Source organism: Paenibacillus brevis (assembly GCF_018919145.1).
GTDB lineage: Bacteria > Bacillota > Bacilli > Paenibacillales > Paenibacillaceae > Fontibacillus > Fontibacillus brevis.
In genome coordinates this window covers 132,135-148,446 of record NZ_JAHLQJ010000015.1, presented here as the reverse complement: position 1 = coordinate 148,446, position 16,312 = coordinate 132,135, and the positions used below count along the sequence as shown (strand labels likewise).

Here is a 16,312-nt window from a genome sequence, read left to right as displayed (position 1 = left end):
CCAGCGTTCGTCCTGAGCCAGGATCAAACTCTCCATTAAGGTGTTTGACTTGCTCATTTCAATACTGACGAGAATGATTAATTCTCTTATAATACTCACTCGTTGTTCAGTTTTCAAAGATCAACTTCGTTCTGCACATCGCTGCGTTTCAGCGGCGACTTAAATAATATATCATGCTGAGTAACTAAGTGCAAGCCTTTTTTTCGAAAAAGTTTATTCGTATTCGGCTTGTCCACTTCCCCAAAAAGAAAGCGCTATATTATCGGGGTAATAAATATAGCATATTTTTTCTCTCTGCTCAACCATAACCTGCGAGATTTGTCGTTATTCTGGTCTATGTCACCCTACAATTGTCCAGGATCCCTTTGGGGAATTCCTAAATAACGATAAAAAACGACGCATCCATAGTATGCCGGATGCGCCGTAATAATTATTATGCTGTAATTAATCTATTATAGACAATCTATTAATGCCCGCCAACGAAGACATAGCGGAGAATAACCAGTACGAAGAGCACCCACATTAACCAGTGAACTTCATATTTCGTATCTTTGCCGCCGCGAAGATTAGCCACTGTAGCAAGAATTACATAGAAGATAATCCCCATCGAAATCCCGTTTGCAATATTATAGGAGAAAGGCATCATTACGATCGTCATAAATGCCGGAATGGCTACGACCATGTCCTGGAAGTCAATTTCCTTGATGGATTGAATCATCAGTACCCCTACAATAATCAAAGCAGCAGCGGTAGCAGACCCTGGAATCAAGGCTGCGATAGGTGCCAGGAACAGAGCCAACAGGAAGCATACGCCAGTCGTTACGGCTGTCAAGCCCGTACGTCCGCCTTCTGCAACTCCGGCCGCACTTTCAACATAGGCAGTAGTTGTGGAAGTACCCAGCATAGCGCCGCCGGTAACTGCAACCGCATCAACCAGCATCGCTTTACCTACACGCTTTTTACCTTCTACTGGATCCTTCATAATCCCTGCACGGTTAGCCGTTCCGACGAGAGTACCGAAGGTATCGAACAATTCAACGAAGGTAAAGGTGGCAACCACCGAAATAATACCTGTATGCAATACGCCATCCCAGTCAAAGGACATAAAATTAATTTGCGAGAAGTCAGGAATCCATTTCGCCTCACTAGCCGATACCGAGTTGAAGTCAACCGCGCCCATCAGCATGGCAACGACAGTCGTTCCCAAAATCCCGAACAAAATAGCTCCGCGCACATTCAGTACCATCAAAATACCGATCAGGACGAGGCCAATCAAAGTCAATTGTACGGTGGTATCCTGGAAGCTTCCCAAGGAAATAACCGTCTCATACGAGAGCATGCTTGTAAATGTATGTGCAGGAATATCTTGTCCTGCTTCCACGCCGATTGACATCAGTCCGCTGTTCTTCAGCCCGATAATCGTGATGAACAAGCCGATACCAACGGTAATTGCATGTTTCAAGGAATCCGGAATCGCATCCAGAAGCATCTGACGAACCTTCGTCAATGTCAGCAGGATAAAGATCAGACCCGAAATAAATACGGCCGTCAAGCCCATTTCCCATGTAAAGGGTTTATCAGTAGCCGCCGAGGAAAGCACAACAGAAGCAAAATAAGCGTTCAGACCCATACCTGGAGCAAGTGCTACCGGGAAGTTAATGAAGAGACCCATAGCGATCGTAAAGATAGCAGCCGAGAGTGCTGTTGCCAGGAAAACAGAATACCAGCCCATTTCAATCTGACCAAAGGCAGTAAGCGTGTTAGGGTTGACTGTGAGAATGTAAGCCATTGCCATGAACGTAGTGATACCGGCCATAACCTCTGTACGAACGTTCGTACCATTCTGTTTCAGCTTAAAAAAACGATCCATGATTCCAATACTCCTCCTTAATTTCGAATCGGAACGACAAAAAGCCCGAGGCTAAATTCTATCCCCGGGTACCGTGTCAGCCAGAAGAAGTGAAACGGGAATAACCCCCAAGAATCGGTATACGCAATTCCTGATATCGCCCTGTTCAGCACTTCTTCTTTTCGTAGCCAGATCATTTACGGTGACCTCGTAGAGACTTCCGGGCCTATTCCCGGAATTATACGAAAAGCATATTAAGTTATTTGTCGAAATTTCCGATCAAGTCTGTCGTTCAGACTTATCACATGATTCATTCTAGGCCCTTTGGAGCAGGTTTGTCAACGACAAAAACGAATGTTTCGATAAAATAATCATTACAATGTTCGTAATTTTTCATAATTCTGTCTGTTTCTATTTCACTTAAATCTATCTATAGCCTTATTTCATCGGTGCAGCTAGACATTATATACGCCCTAGAGCCAATATTCGTCGCTGTCATTGCCTATATTTTTATAGGCGAACGTCTCACTGCTCAGGGATATATTGGAGCCATACTGGTCATAGCAGGCATCGTTCTTTCCCAATGGTTAGAGTATCGGAATAGTAAAGCAGCAGCACAGACCTCCTTCTCGATTCCGACTTCGGGTATACATGAACAGCATTGATAGAATTGTATAAATACAAAAAACGCACACCGTTTGCATTCTCGCAAAGGTGAGCGTTTTTGTTTGTTTACTCTATTCCCATTCAATCGTAGCCGGCGGCTTCGAGGTTACGTCGTACACTACGCGGTTCACGTTCTCAACCTCGTTGACGATACGTACGGAGATTTTCTCCAGCACATCCCAAGGGATACGGGCCCAGTCGGCGGTCATGCCGTCGATGGAGGTTACGGCGCGGATGCCTACGGTGTAGGAATACGTACGGGCATCGCCCATCACGCCGACGCTCTTCATGTTCGGCAGTGCCGTAAAGTATTGCCAAATCTCACGGTCCAGCCCGGCCTTGGCGATCTCATCGCGCAGGATAAAGTCGGAGTCGCGGACAATCTTCAGCTTGTCCTCTGTGACTTCCCCAAGAACACGAATGGCCAGACCCGGTCCAGGGAACGGCTGTCTCCAGACGATTTCGCCCGGCAATCCAAGCTCTTCGCCGACTTTACGAACCTCATCCTTGAACAAGGTATTCAGCGGCTCAATCAGCGAGAACTTCATGTCCTCAGGCAATCCGCCCACATTGTGGTGGGACTTGATCGTCTGAGCAGTTGCTGTACCGCTCTCTACGATGTCCGTGTACAGCGTGCCTTGTGCCAGGAATCTGAAATCATCGAACTTCGCCGATTCTTCATCAAATACATAAATGAACTCGTTGCCGATAATTTTCCGTTTTTGCTCCGGATCATCGACTCCTGCCAGCTTGGATAGGAAACGTTCGCGGGCATCAATCTTAATAACCTTCATATCGAACTTGCCGACAAAGGTCTCCATGACGCTCTCTGCTTCACCTTTACGCAGCAGGCCATGATCGATAAACATACAAGTAAGCTGGTCGCCGATCGCTTTGTGAATGAGCATAGCAACCACCGAAGAATCTACCCCACCGCTAAGCGCGCAGAGGACTTTTTCGCTGCCTACTTTTTCCCGGATATCACGAACTGCATCCTCGATGAAGGTCTCCATACTCCAGTTGCCTTCACAACCGCAGACTTCATAGATGAAATTCTTGATCATCTCGTTGCCATGCACCGAATGACGCACTTCCGGGTGGAATTGCACGCCATACATGCGGCTCTCGGTATTCGAGAACCCGGCAATTGGCGCATGATCCGTAGAGGCGTCAACAATGAAGCCTGTAGGCAGCTCAACGACATGATCCCCGTGGCTCATCCAGACGGTCTGCTTCGCATCGAGTCCTCTTGTCAAAGCGGAGTGTTCTGCAAAGTCAACGTCAGCCTTGCCGTACTCACGCTTGGCCGCACGTTCAACCTTCCCTCCAAGCTGATGTGCCATCAATTGCATCCCGTAGCAAATCCCGAAGATCGGCAGACCAAGCTCGTAAATCGCCGGATCAATATGAGGAGCATCCTCAGCATACACGCTTGATGGTCCGCCAGAGAAGACAATCCCTCTCGGAGCAAGCTCCCGGAGCCGCTCTGCCGGTGTATTATACGGAAGCAATTCGCTGTACACACCCAAATCGCGAATCCGTCTAGCTATCAGTTGATTATATTGTCCGCCGAAATCCAGCACGACAATCAGTTCATTTGGCTTATTCATGTCCGAGCCTCCCTCAATTCATGAGACTAATTATACGAAAGTACAAAACTGGTCGTCAAGGAAATCGGGTTGGAAACTCAGGACTTGCCAAATGCCAGATAACGGCACAGATCCAGAAAATCCCTGCTTGTGCTGCGATCCAATTTTCCGCCTCCATAATAAAGCGTTTCCCACATGGCAATGAAACGTTCCAAATGAGGTGCAAGTTCTGCATGAGCCATACTGACCGACAGCAAATATTCCCTTGCGGTGGTCCCCTGGCATTTGCCCCCAAAGCGGACATACAAGCCCTTCCAGGCGCGATCCGCAGCACTTAACAATTCAGTGCGATCCGGAAAGGAGTCAGCCCTTCTATAAAAATAGGGCCACAGCAAATACATGGAATGGCGATAACCGCTTCGGCCATACAGCAGAATTGTCAAGAGCAGGAAGCCCCCTGCCAACACTACACCGCTCCATAGAAACAGGTGTCCCCTTAAATGGGCAAGGATCTTTTGAACCGCACCTCTCCCTTCTCCGCTCCATTGATGAAATTGCTCCAACAGCTTACTCCATTGAACATTTGCCAAATTGCTGCTATCCGTGTCGGCCATTGCACCGATTACTGCCTGGCCTATGCCGTACCCCGGTGTCGGATCAAATGAAACCCAGCCCTCTTCAGGAAAATAAACCTCCACCCAGGAATGCGCATCGGCATAGCTGACAGAATAACGCTGCGAATCTGCAGGATCAGCCGTCCCCGGAGCAAAGCCCTTGACCCATCTGGCCGGAATTCCTCCGCTGCGGAGCAGCACCGTCATTGCCGTTGAGAAGTGGTCACAGTATCCCTGTCTTTGCTCAAACAGAAAATAATCGGTGAAATCCTGCCCCCGGGCCGGAACCTCCGAAGCCAGACTATAAGTATAGTTCTCCTTCAAATATTGGATCACCGACTGCACCGATTCGTATCGGTTGTGATGTCCTGCCGTCAATTCAACCCCTAAGTTTCTTACCCGATCCGGCAAGGTTACGGGCAGTTGCAGCTCTCGCTCAACAATCTCTTCCGGATCTTCTCCCCTCGCCTGGACCAGTCTTTCATCCGGTACGCTCGCAACTCTGGCCACCAGCTCATACCCATACATCTGCTGTTCTGAGGAGGACGGTTCAAAAAACATAGCCGTCGTACCCGGATCATAACGCAGCTCCAATCCTTCAGCCGCTGTCTTCGTGTGCTGCTTGCCGATGAATAAGCTTGTTACACCAATGGGAGTTCCAGCGCTAAAGATAGGTTGGGTTTCAGATACCGGCTTTACAAACCTGATCCGCTGGACAACTTCGGCTGCTCCGAATGACTCAGGAACCGGCTCTGGGGCAAGCAGTAAGGAAGTCCAGCCATGTCCGGTGTAGACGCTCTTGCTCTCCCCACGCCAATAGGCATTCACCGATGATACCGCCGTAAAATAAACCTCCTTCCGCAATTCAAGCGGAGCACCCAGCCGTGAATCATCCCGCCCGTATCCGGATACTGAGTCGGTAGATGCCGCCCGGTTCATTCCGCTGTAGGATTTACTCCAGCGCTCCACCGTCTGGGCAATTCTGTCCCAGGAGATGTCCCTTACGGGCTGGGCTGGCAACAGCTGGACTGTTGACCATGCAGCAAGCACACAGAGCATCGCAGCAACAATTCCCAGTCCTTTGCCTCGGATCATCCCTGCGGGCCGCTGAAGGTAGCCGGCAATAAGGCCTTGAAGCAACAAGCCCCAGACTATCGTGCGAATCATTCCGGGCAGGAAGCTCGTATCAAGAACCAGCTCCAACACAAGCAAATATAGTACAGAAGCAGAGAAGAAAAGCAGGATGCTATGGCGCCCAAGAGCCAACATTTGAACCGATGCGACCAGCAGCACCCAGCCAATCAGCAGCAAGAGGGTCCTGGACTCCCCGCTGACTCCATACAGCCTGCCTGTCCGCACTAGCTCTTCCAAGTCCGTTACGAGCAAAGCGCCATATTTCTGCAACCAGGCTGCCCCTGCTCCGTTTCCGTATAAATAGTAGAACGATCCTCCGACAAGACTAACCGTCAGAAGCCCATATACAGATTTGTATACAGGTAAACACCCCGCGATCAGCAACAGCCCCGTCAGGCCGACGAACAAGGGAAACCAACGTCCTGCCTCTTCCTCCATCAGCCGTCTGACCGGATACAACCACTCACAGAACAAAGCCATCAGCAGTGCCGACAAAAGGATTTTCTGCCCCCATCGAAGAGGATCAGGCGTCCGCAATGCCTTTCCCTGCACTGTGCTCTCGCCAGACAAGACTAGCTCCCTTGTTCCTGTTGAAGAAGGAACGGCCGGGAAGCTTGCGGGTGCCTCAAGCAATGACATGTCCGGCACCCCCTTTTGAAGACAGGGTATTCGCAGGCAGCGCCTTTATTAAAGGCTGCTTCTGATATAAACCCGGCGCAAGCACGATCACGCGAATCCCCGCATTCCTAAGCCGCTCGATACGAGCTGTCTCCTCCATACCCACAATCAATTCTGACGCAAGCAGGACTTCAAAATATCCCCCTCGGGCTGCCTCCACAAGCACTGCATCGGTTACTTCCTCCGTGCATCTTCCTGTAATCAGGGTAAGCCGATACCCCTTCGAGGAACGTGGAAGCGACCGTAATATGGAGGCAGCATTGAGACCTTTCTCTCCGTTATCCAAGGATAGACCGGCTAGCCTATTCAAGCCGCTTATCAATCCTTCACCCCCCCGGAGCTGCTCTTCCTCCAGATCCCGGCGAGCCCGTTTGCCGCAGATAAACCATGTCGATGCAGCCTGCTTGTTCTCCAGCGAGAACTCTCGCCTTGGATGGGTTAGCTCCCGATGCAAAATGGCTGATGCCGCAGATATGGCCGTCTCAAACCCCTGGACCGCCTCCCTTCTCCCGTTCTTCCCAGTCTCCTCAAGACGATAAGAATTCGGATCCGTATCCAGCAACAGATAATGCTCCTCCGCCAGCGGCTCACGGGATACTCGGGTAAGCAGCTCCCCACGCTTGGCGGAATGCTTCCACTCCACCCACTTGAACGAATCTCCGGGAAGATACTTTCTCAAACCATCGGCTTCTTCCATCGGAGCCGGCAGAAATCTGCCCATAGCCTGCTGACTTTCCCAGGCCCCACGAGGGCTTGCCTCACTCTCCAATGAAACCGGTAATGGCGCAGGATGAATGACCAGGATGTCCTGGCCGTTCACCGCTACGCGCTTTTTGCGTTTGAACCATCCGAAGGGGTCGCTCCACATCACGGCAAGCTCTCCCGCCTTATAATGTCCGCGGGTTGAGGGCTGAAGCACATACGTGCAGGAGAATTGCTGTTGTTGCCCGATCCATCCCCGCAGCTTGCCAGTGATCTCCCCTTCCCCGGTCAGGATCACGGAAGAAGCCCCCGCTTCTCTACCGGACACCGACCAGCTATCCCGAGCCCGCATGGATAACGGAACGATCCCGCCTGAAATCGTAAGCACGATCTCCATCTCCAAGGGTTCTCCGGCTTGCGGATAGTAGGGCTTCCAGCTTCGGGAGGCCTGCACATGCTTCGGACCAAGCCAGCAAAAGACTAAGCCTTGCAGAATAATAAAACCGGCAAGTACAAGGAGAAACCACAGGGTCTCACCCCCCCGATAAATGTACAATGCTGTGAATAAACCCAGCACAGCAACGGCAATCACCCAAGCCCATCTCCCCTCCCTCATGAGGCACCTCCGGAAGCGCGGTGAAACAGCGGTACATCCGCCTGCTTCAGCAGCTCGGCTACCATCTGGGGCGGGGTCATCCCCGCAAAGCCCGCGTCCGGCTTCAGAACAATCCGATGTGCAAGTACGGCCTCGGCAACCTCCTTCACATCATCGGGAATCACGTAGCTTCGCCCCCGATAATAGGCCATCGCCTGGGCAGCCCCCATCCAGCACAGGGTTCCGCGCGGACTGATCCCGAGCGCAAGCTTCGGGTGCCGCCGCGAGGCATCTGCTACGGAGACCAGATATTCCTTGATCCGTTCATCCACCAGCACCATACGAACCTGACGCTGCATAAGCCTGATCTCCTCGGGTAAAATAACCGGCTTCGGCTCTACGCCCGGATTCTGCATTCTACTTAGCATTTCAATCTCTTGCTCCGGCTTGGGGTAACCGAGCGAGAGTCGCATCAGAAAACGGTCCAGCTGTGCCTCAGGCAGCCGATAAGTGCCCTCATACTCCAGCGGATTTTGCGTCGCAAGCAGCAAAAAGGGCTGAGGCAGTACTCTGGTCACACCATCCACCGTTACCTTCCGCTCCTCCATGGCTTCCAGCAAGGCTGATTGCGTCCGTGGCGCGGCACGGTTAATCTCGTCAGCCAGTACAATATGGGCATGAACCGGACCCGGTCGAAATTCCAGGCTGCCCGTCAGCGGCTGATAGACCGTGACGCCCGTGACATCAGCCGGCTGCAGGTCGGAAGTAAACTGAATTCTTCCAAAACTGCCTCCCACGCAAGCAGCGAGTGTTCTAACGAGCAGCGTCTTGCCTACTCCCGGCACATCCTCCAGCAGAATATGTCCCCCGTACAGCATCGCAATGACCGCCAGCTCGATCTCCTTCTTTTTACCGACAACAACCCGTTCTACCCGCTGAACCAACAGCTCCAGAATCTCACGGGCCTGATCTTGAATCATTCCTCATCCCTCCAACAAGACAAATCTATTAACCAGTGTGACCAACAACTAGTCTTCATAGACCTGTCAGGAGAGAGGTTTATATGAAAAGAGTCTTCCTGCTCTATAGCGATTGTACTCTTCTTTCTTCAGCCGTATTGGTAACGGAAATAATAGGATGGTCCGTCAGCTCCAGCAGAGAGCGAAGCGACATCCACAGGGAGCCGCCTTGACTCCGGAACCTGTCTGTTCCAATCTCCACCGGGACTTCGGTATCCTCCCGGCGCGCCGTTCCACGCTCCGGATCGAGAGTCAGATGAAGCTCTCCCCAGACGACAATTACATTCCGGCTGCCTGCGTTCCAGCTCACCTCCGCCCCAAGGCGTTCAAGCGTTGTCCGGAGCGGCACGATCAACTGTCCTTGATCCACTTTATATTCTCCCGCCGCCAGCTTGGTCTGTACCCCTCCGGCCTCTACATACAAAGGCTGGCCTGGCCCGAATAAAGCCGCATTGGGAAGCACATGGTTCTCGATCCACGATTCGGCAGGTGCGGCTCTGTCAGTCATTTTCTTGCTCAGGCTGAATTGCACCGGTTTCTGCTCCGGCGACAACACCTCGAAGGAGTAACCATTCTGCTTGTAAAAATCAATAATTTTCGGAAGCGCCTTGACCGACTCTTCATGTCCGGCACTGTCATGCATCAAGACGATCATTTCCTTCTCCAGCTTCTCTGAGGTTACGTTTTCAATGATCTCGCTTGCCGGAACGCCTTTGCGTTTAGAGTCGCCGCTGTCTACATTCCAGTCGAATACCCGATATCCCCCCTGCTCCATTAATTGAAAGTAGGTGGAATCAAAATGTCCATACGTTCCTCCCGGAGCCCTGACAAGCGAAGTCCGGGTACTCGTAATTTCTCTAAGTATCTCTTCCGTTCGTTTGATTTGATTCCAAAACGCGGTGAAGCTTTCATACAGCTCACTATATTTATGGTTATAGGTATGATTGCCGATGACATGTCCAGCCTCTGCCATACGATATATTATTTCCGGGGATTTTTGGGCATGTTCGCCCAGAACAAAGAACGTAGCCTTAATCTTCTGCTCTTCCAGGATGGCCAGGATCTCATCCGTCAGCTTGCTTGGACCATCATCAAAGGTTAGGTAGACAACCTTCTCTTTTTTGGGCTCGGCAGAGGGCGTTGATGCCTGGCGTGAAGACGAGGCGGCAAGAATCGCCTGAGGCCCTGATTCCTTCTCCAAGGAGGTGGCTTTCGCTGCGGGAGGGAGAGTCGAATCTGAAGCGGTCTTGACGATATGATGCTGCGCAGAGGAGGTCGAAGGAATTGCGGCTTCCGCTGCAGCATTCTCCTCTTCTATCAGGCCTGGAGCGGGAGCCAGTGCCCGGGACTGTGCGGATGCAGGAGAAAAGCCTATTTCCCTGACCCCCGGTACAGAAATTAATACGATTATAACTATAGACAGAAATGCCATCCACATTCTTTTCATGCGTTCATCCTCCACCGTTTATATCAATAGTTTGACTTTCTGGTAGATTGTATGAATGCAATGAAGAAAATAGAATCCTCAATTTACTTTTTGAACAACCTCTTTAACCGAGAGACTTTACCGCCTCGACAACCTCATCAACGTGCCCCTTCACCCTCACCTTCCGCCATTCCTTAATCAGTCTCCCCTCTTCATCAATCAGAAAGGTCGAGCGAACAATGCCTTCATATTCCCGCCCGTACAACTTCTTCAACTGCCATACTCCGAAGAGCTCGCTGACACGATGATCAGCATCGGACAATAGCGGAAAGGACAAATTCTGCTTTTCACGAAAACGGTCGTGCAAACGCACCGGGTCCGTACTGATTCCCAGCACAACTGCTCCCAGGGCATGAAGCTCCCTTGTACGGTCCCTGAAATCGCAAGCCTCTTGGGTACAGGCCGGCGTCATATTTTTCGGATAAAAATAAATAACGACTTTCTTTCCTCTAAAATCGCTTAATGAGATTTCTTCCCCTCCGCTGACCGGCAGACGAAAATCAGGAACCGGATCATTCAATTGAAATGCTGCTTCAGACATGTAGCTCTCTCCTTCGACAAAATTACTGTAAACTTCTTATAAATTGATTGTAATTATAAAAGAAATTATAATGTAATGATATGAAGAGTAACTTTTTTACTATTTAGGGCAATCGGCATGATTTCATCGTTTCCCGCTGAAAGGACGAGCAAAATGACAAAACGAACGAAAAGGGCGATTCTCTGGTCAGTGGTTGGAGTATTCGTTGCACTTGCCGCATTCGCGGCCTATTACGTTACTTCAATTTACAACCAGGTAGACGATTTTCAAAAGACGGGTGAAGAGTCGCCCTTCTATAAGGTAACACCTACAGAAACCAAGATACCGGAGCCGCCAAAATGGGAAGGAAAGGAACGAGTCAATATTCTGCTTATGGGAGTCGATGCCCGCGGATTGGATAAGGGAGAAATCCCCCGTTCCGATACAATGCTCGTAGCTTCTCTCGATCCTGTAGCCAAGCAAATACACCTGTTCTCCATTATGCGCGATACCTATGCTAAAATTCCAGAGCATGGCTCGGATCGGATCAATGCGGCGATTACCCATGGTCCCAATACAGCAATGGCTACCGTATCTGACTTGTTGGGGATTCCGATACAATATTATGTCTACACTGATTTCCAGGGCTTCATTGAGCTTGTTGATGCCGTTGGCGGCGTGGATTTCTATGTCGAGAAGAATATGCGGTACACCAGTGCGGCAGACAATCATGAATATGATATCGACCTGAAGGAAGGTCAGCAGCATCTGGACGGGAACACGGCATTACAGTACGTTCGTTTCCGGCATGACGCGATGTCCGACTTCACCCGCACCGAGCGCCAGCGCAACTTCCTGAAGGCGGTGGCCGAGAAGCTGAAGACCACCACCTCGATCATGAAGCTGCCTTCTATTTTGGAAAAAATCAATCCTTACATTGATACCAACCTGACGGTAAATGATATGTGGAAGCTGGCCACCGTCGGATATGACAGCTCCATGGTCTCCAGCAAACAAATCCCTCCGATGGAGCTGCTGGAGGAAAAGCGTGTTGGCGGGGCACAGGTATTAGGGGTTAGGGATGAAGATAAGCTGAAGGAATACGTGCAAGAAGTGTTCGAAAAGGCTCTCCAGCCTGCCGTCGACGAAACAACCCCAGATGACGGCACTGCTCCGGATCCGGAGTCAAAGACAACCGATACGAACAGCAGCAATAGTTCTGGCAGCAATACAAATTAACCTTGAGGCAGCAGCGAAGACTTAATCGGCAGCTCTACCGGCCCCTAAAGGGCCGGTTTCTTTTGGAGCACGCCTTAGCGGGATTCAAGCTGTCCGAGTCTATTTTTGAAAGGAAGATTTCTTATGAACCGTGTACACTCAGATCAGCTATATGAAGAAGCCTTGAAGCATATCGTAGGCGGTGTCAACAGCCCCTCCCGTTCATTCAAAGCGGTAGGCGGCGGGGCACCTGTCTTTATGAAGCGGGCCCAAGGAGCATATTTCTGGGATGTGGATGATAACCGTTATGTCGATTACCTGGCAGCCTATGGCCCGATCATTACCGGCCATGCTCATCCCCACGTAACCCGCGCCATTCAGGAAGCTGCGGCAAACGGCACACTCTACGGAACACCTACTGAGCTGGAGATCAAGATGGCTAAAATGCTGAAGCAAGCCATTCCGTCCATGGACAAGGTTCGGTTCGTCAATTCCGGCACAGAAGCCGTTATGACTACGATCCGTGTTGCCCGTGCCTATACCAAACGCAACAAGATCATTAAATTCGCCGGCTGCTACCACGGCCACTCTGATCTGGTGCTTGTCGCCGCAGGCTCGGGACCGTCCACCCTTGGTATTCCGGACAGCGCCGGGATTCCGACCAGCATTGCCCATGAAGTCATTACTGTACCGTTCAATGATGCTCCAGCGCTCAAGGAGGCCTTGGACAAATGGGGCGACGATGTGGCTGCAGTCATGGTAGAGCCCATCGTCGGCAACTTCGGTATGGTTATGCCGAAGCCGGGATTTCTGGAAGACCTCTGCCGCTTGAGCCGCCAGTATGGGGCGCTGGTCATCTATGATGAGGTCATTACGGCCTTCCGCTTCCATTACGGCTCGGCTCAGACCTACGCCGGACTGGACAATCATGAAGCGATCGCGCCTGACCTAACCGCGCTGGGCAAGATCATCGGCGGCGGTCTGCCGATTGGCGCGTATGGCGGCACCAAAGAAGTGATGGAGCAGGTTGCTCCACTCGGTCCGGCCTATCAGGCTGGAACCATGGCGGGCAATCCTGCCTCCATTTCCGCAGGCATCGCCTGCCTGGAGGTGCTTCAGCAACCGGGTGTGTATGAGGAAATGGAGCGCCTGACGATCAAACTGACGGATGGCCTCACCGGATTTGCCCGCCAATACGGCATCCCCCTGACAATCAACCGGATCCGCGGCTCCTTCTCAACGCATTTCTGCGATCATCCGGTAACCAATTACGATGAAGCCCAGGACACGAACGGCGAGATGTTCGCCGCCTTCTTCCGGGCGATGCTGAACCGGGGCGTTAATCTCGCTCCATCCAAGTATGAGGCCTGGTTCCTTACTACAGCCCATACGGAGGAGGATATAGACTTCACGCTTGAAGCGGCGGAAGCTTCCTTTAAGGAGATTGCAAAGTAGAGGAGCCTTATAAACCAACTGATTCTGCGTGTCAGAGGTAACGTGTGAAGATTGCCTTCGATCGCTGTTGTTCGCGGATTTCTTTGATTAAATAAACCATAACAAGGGAGAAATCCGCTCACAAAGGCGACCGCTCCGCTTCTGCGGCAACCTTCTCACTTATACCCATATTACGCAGGCTCTTGAACTCTGCTTTGCATGTGCCGCGGTGCACTTAGCAGTTTACATAGCTGTCCATAAGGCAGCTATATGGCAGCATCCTCGTATCCCTCGATATGCATATACAGGCTCGCATCCGGCATAAAAGGCGCCGGATGCTGCATTATAAAAAGTAAATATGCAACACAGCACCAGGCGCACCGTATTCTGCTGGCATGCGAAAGAGGCCGTCCTGCTGATCAGCTTCGGGACGACCTCAACATTTGTTTATTCGCAAATACGGCACTCGATTTCGCCGCATTAGCACCCTCAACACGGCTCCCATTCCTAGAATTTTATTGCGCTTTGACACTTGTTTCCCCGCCCGAGACCGCGAACTAATAATTTTATTGCTTTTAACCACTTATTTCTTAGCACACGCGCCCACACCAAGAGATTTTAATGCCTTTAAGCACTTGTTTCTTCAAATGTGCCCACACACTTGGAGTTTTAATGCATTTTGACACTTGTTTCCTCAGAGGCAACTCATCTGTTCAATTTGTTATTCTTTGTCATTGTTCACAAGGAGTTTTCTACATCCTACGTTACTGCTCCTATGAGAAGGATGTTCTAACCAATTGTTCAAGTAAGACGAGCGAAGTTCGGCGCAAAGCCGGAGTATCATGATTTGGGAGCACAATTCATGCAGGCAATATCCTATTTGATGCCGAGTCGTCAAGCTTATTGCTGTGCAACAGATTGCATTGCCGTTTATAACGCAGCCATGTGCAAACTGTATTTTTTAGTTAACCTGTAGAGCAAAGTAGTTCAGGCAAGAGTGTGAAATGAATCTGATGAAGCGTTAGCGTTCGCCTTTGCGAGCAGATTTCTCCCTCGTTAGAACTTAGTCCAATTGAAGAAATCTGCGAACAACAGCGATCATGAGATCATTTCACACGGCTGCCCCTGCTACGTGCTAACTGAGATTCTGCCTGATAACTGCTACTGCACACTTTCCTGCATAAGTACAACAAGGCTGCCCCGAGTCCAATATATGGACTTAGGGCAGCCTCGTTTGCGTTATCGCCGATTATTTTGCTTCGATCTTGTCAAAGTAGTTCTCTTGCACATATTGTGCGGCTACATCTAGCTGTTTCTTCGAATCCGTGCCTTTCTTGGAGAAGGATTCTTGTACTACATTGGACATCGTAGCATAGAAGTCCTGTGTTCCATATTGGGCTTCCGGTTTACCTTCCAGAAGTCCAAAGAGGTTTGGATCATATTTGTACACATTGTCATACTTATCATAAATTGCTTGTATTTTCTTAGCGTAATCGGAATCTTCGCTAAAGTATTCGAGCGGAGTCGGAATATAGTATTTGCCTTCCGCTTTACGCGCCTGAATCGTGTCTTCGGCAGATTTCAGAGCATCATCGGTAAAGTAATCGAATGTGATATAACGGAATGCCATTTCTTGTTCATCTTTTGTGGCGTTCGGGTTGATGACAAGATAATTGCCACCTAAGATCCCGTAATGCTTGCCGCCTGCTTCGGCAGCCGGCATCGGATAAGCCACTACATCCTCAGGCTTCATGCCGCCCTCGTTCAGAGCTGCTTGAATGACGTCGAACGCTCCGGCAATAACCATTGCTGTCCGCCCTTGCTGGAACGAACTAACCGCATCTCCCCATCCAAGCGCCCAGTCTTGAGGGATCGCATTCGCTTCCCATCTCAGCTTCTTGTAGAAGTCCAGCGCCTTCACACCTGCTTCGGAGTTGAATACAGCTGTTACTTTACCATCGACAGTTGTCTCGATTTCACCACCAGCCTCGAACAGGAAGTTCGTCCAGTTCCAGCCTGCTTCATTCCCTTTACCCATTGGTGCGATACCGGAAATGCCCTTCTTCGGGTCCGCTGCATCCTTGGCAACATTGTACATATCATCCCAAGTCCAATCCAGCGATGGCATAGCCAAGCCCTTTGCTTCCAGCAGCTTCTTGTTTACAACCGTGGAAGTAATGTAACCGTTCTGGGTAACCCCGAACACTTTGCCGTCTACAATGAATTGATTTTGCAGAACCGGATTGATCTGATCCTTGTACTCCCAATTGTTCCACAGGTCTGTAATATCGGCAACCCAACCGCGTTCTACGAGGAAGTTCGCTTCAGTAGCCCAAGTGTTATAAAAGGTAGGGGCTTCATTGGATGCCATCTTCACGCCGATTTCATTGACACTGTATTGCCAATCATCCTTTACGATCGTTACGTTCGGGTACTTGGCTTGGAACCGTGCGATCTTATCGTCTTCTTGATCACGAAGCGTGGTCTCATCCGGCAGAGGATAGTGAACCTTGATCGTAATCTTCTTCTGAGTAATGTCCTCCTCGGCGGATTGCTCCGGAGCCGAATTGTTGCTGTTTCCGCCTGAATTTACGGCTGGATCATTCGCCGGGCTGTTGGCCGCATTGTTTTTGTTGCCGCCACAGCCGGCGAGCAGCGAGCCGAACAGCATTAGACACATCAGTAAAGTAGTAAACTTGCGCATGGATACTCCCCTTTTCATCAAATATGTGTTCTTGATTACATCTTTATCTTAAGGATGATTGCTTCACTAGACGATGTGTATTCATATGGCGATCATGTGCAAGG

The 16,312-nt window shown here is 50.5% G+C and carries 11 protein-coding genes and 1 riboswitch; of the genes, 3 read left to right on the top strand and 8 right to left on the bottom strand.

Features of this window, described 5'->3' with window-relative positions; all coding sequences use genetic code 11:
- Window positions 1–466: 466 nt before the first annotated feature.
- The gene (locus KQJ23_RS17480; protein ID WP_216480198.1) at window positions 467–1,870 is read right to left on the bottom strand and encodes an NCS2 family permease; all 1,404 of its coding nucleotides are present in this window, start codon (window positions 1,868–1,870) and stop codon (window positions 467–469) included.
- Between the two features lie 144 nt (window positions 1,871–2,014).
- Window positions 2,015–2,115, bottom strand: a riboswitch (purine riboswitch).
- Between the two features lie 129 nt (window positions 2,116–2,244).
- Between KQJ23_RS17480 and KQJ23_RS24205 the strand changes: the two genes are divergently transcribed.
- Entirely contained in the window at window positions 2,245–2,514 is a 270-nt protein-coding gene (locus tag KQJ23_RS24205; RefSeq protein ID WP_430522314.1) for an EamA family transporter, read from the top strand.
- Between the two features lie 72 nt (window positions 2,515–2,586).
- On the opposite strand, the gene guaA is transcribed toward KQJ23_RS24205, so the two are convergent.
- The 6 genes from guaA to bcp all read right to left on the bottom strand — a co-directional run bounded on the left by guaA (window position 2,587) and on the right by bcp (window position 10,873).
- Entirely contained in the window at window positions 2,587–4,125 is a 1,539-nt protein-coding gene (gene guaA / locus KQJ23_RS17470) for a glutamine-hydrolyzing GMP synthase (RefSeq protein WP_216480196.1), read from the bottom strand.
- A 77-nt stretch (window positions 4,126–4,202) separates the two neighbouring features.
- The gene (locus tag KQJ23_RS17465) at window positions 4,203–6,491 is read right to left on the bottom strand and encodes a DUF4129 domain-containing transglutaminase family protein (RefSeq protein ID WP_216480195.1); all 2,289 of its coding nucleotides are present in this window, start codon (window positions 6,489–6,491) and stop codon (window positions 4,203–4,205) included.
- Window positions 6,478–7,848, bottom strand: coding sequence for a DUF58 domain-containing protein (locus KQJ23_RS17460; RefSeq protein WP_216480194.1), 1,371 nt, complete (start codon window positions 7,846–7,848; stop codon window positions 6,478–6,480). The genes KQJ23_RS17465 and KQJ23_RS17460 overlap by 14 nt, the downstream gene beginning before the upstream one ends.
- Entirely contained in the window at window positions 7,845–8,807 is a 963-nt protein-coding gene (locus KQJ23_RS17455) for an AAA family ATPase (RefSeq protein ID WP_216480193.1), read from the bottom strand. Before KQJ23_RS17455 ends, KQJ23_RS17460 begins: the two co-directional genes overlap by 4 nt.
- 103 nt (window positions 8,808–8,910) lie before the next feature.
- Window positions 8,911–10,293: a polysaccharide deacetylase family protein gene (locus KQJ23_RS17450; protein ID WP_249529857.1), complete on the bottom strand. Its 1,383-nt coding sequence runs from the start codon at window positions 10,291–10,293 to the stop codon at window positions 8,911–8,913.
- A 103-nt stretch (window positions 10,294–10,396) separates the two neighbouring features.
- Window positions 10,397–10,873: a thioredoxin-dependent thiol peroxidase gene (gene bcp / locus KQJ23_RS17445; protein WP_216480192.1), complete on the bottom strand. Its 477-nt coding sequence runs from the start codon at window positions 10,871–10,873 to the stop codon at window positions 10,397–10,399.
- Between the two features lie 153 nt (window positions 10,874–11,026).
- Between bcp and KQJ23_RS17440 the strand changes: the two genes are divergently transcribed.
- Window positions 11,027–12,091, top strand: a complete 1,065-nt coding sequence (locus KQJ23_RS17440; RefSeq protein ID WP_216480191.1) for an LCP family protein — start codon at window positions 11,027–11,029, stop codon at window positions 12,089–12,091.
- Between the two features lie 123 nt (window positions 12,092–12,214).
- On the top strand, window positions 12,215–13,525 hold the full coding sequence (locus tag KQJ23_RS17435; protein ID WP_216480190.1) for a glutamate-1-semialdehyde 2,1-aminomutase: 1,311 nt from the start codon (window positions 12,215–12,217) through the stop codon (window positions 13,523–13,525).
- 1,228 nt (window positions 13,526–14,753) lie between these two features.
- Here the strand turns inward: KQJ23_RS17435 and KQJ23_RS17430 are convergent.
- Entirely contained in the window at window positions 14,754–16,208 is a 1,455-nt protein-coding gene (locus KQJ23_RS17430; protein WP_216480189.1) for an ABC transporter substrate-binding protein, read from the bottom strand.
- Window positions 16,209–16,312 lie beyond the last annotated feature (104 nt).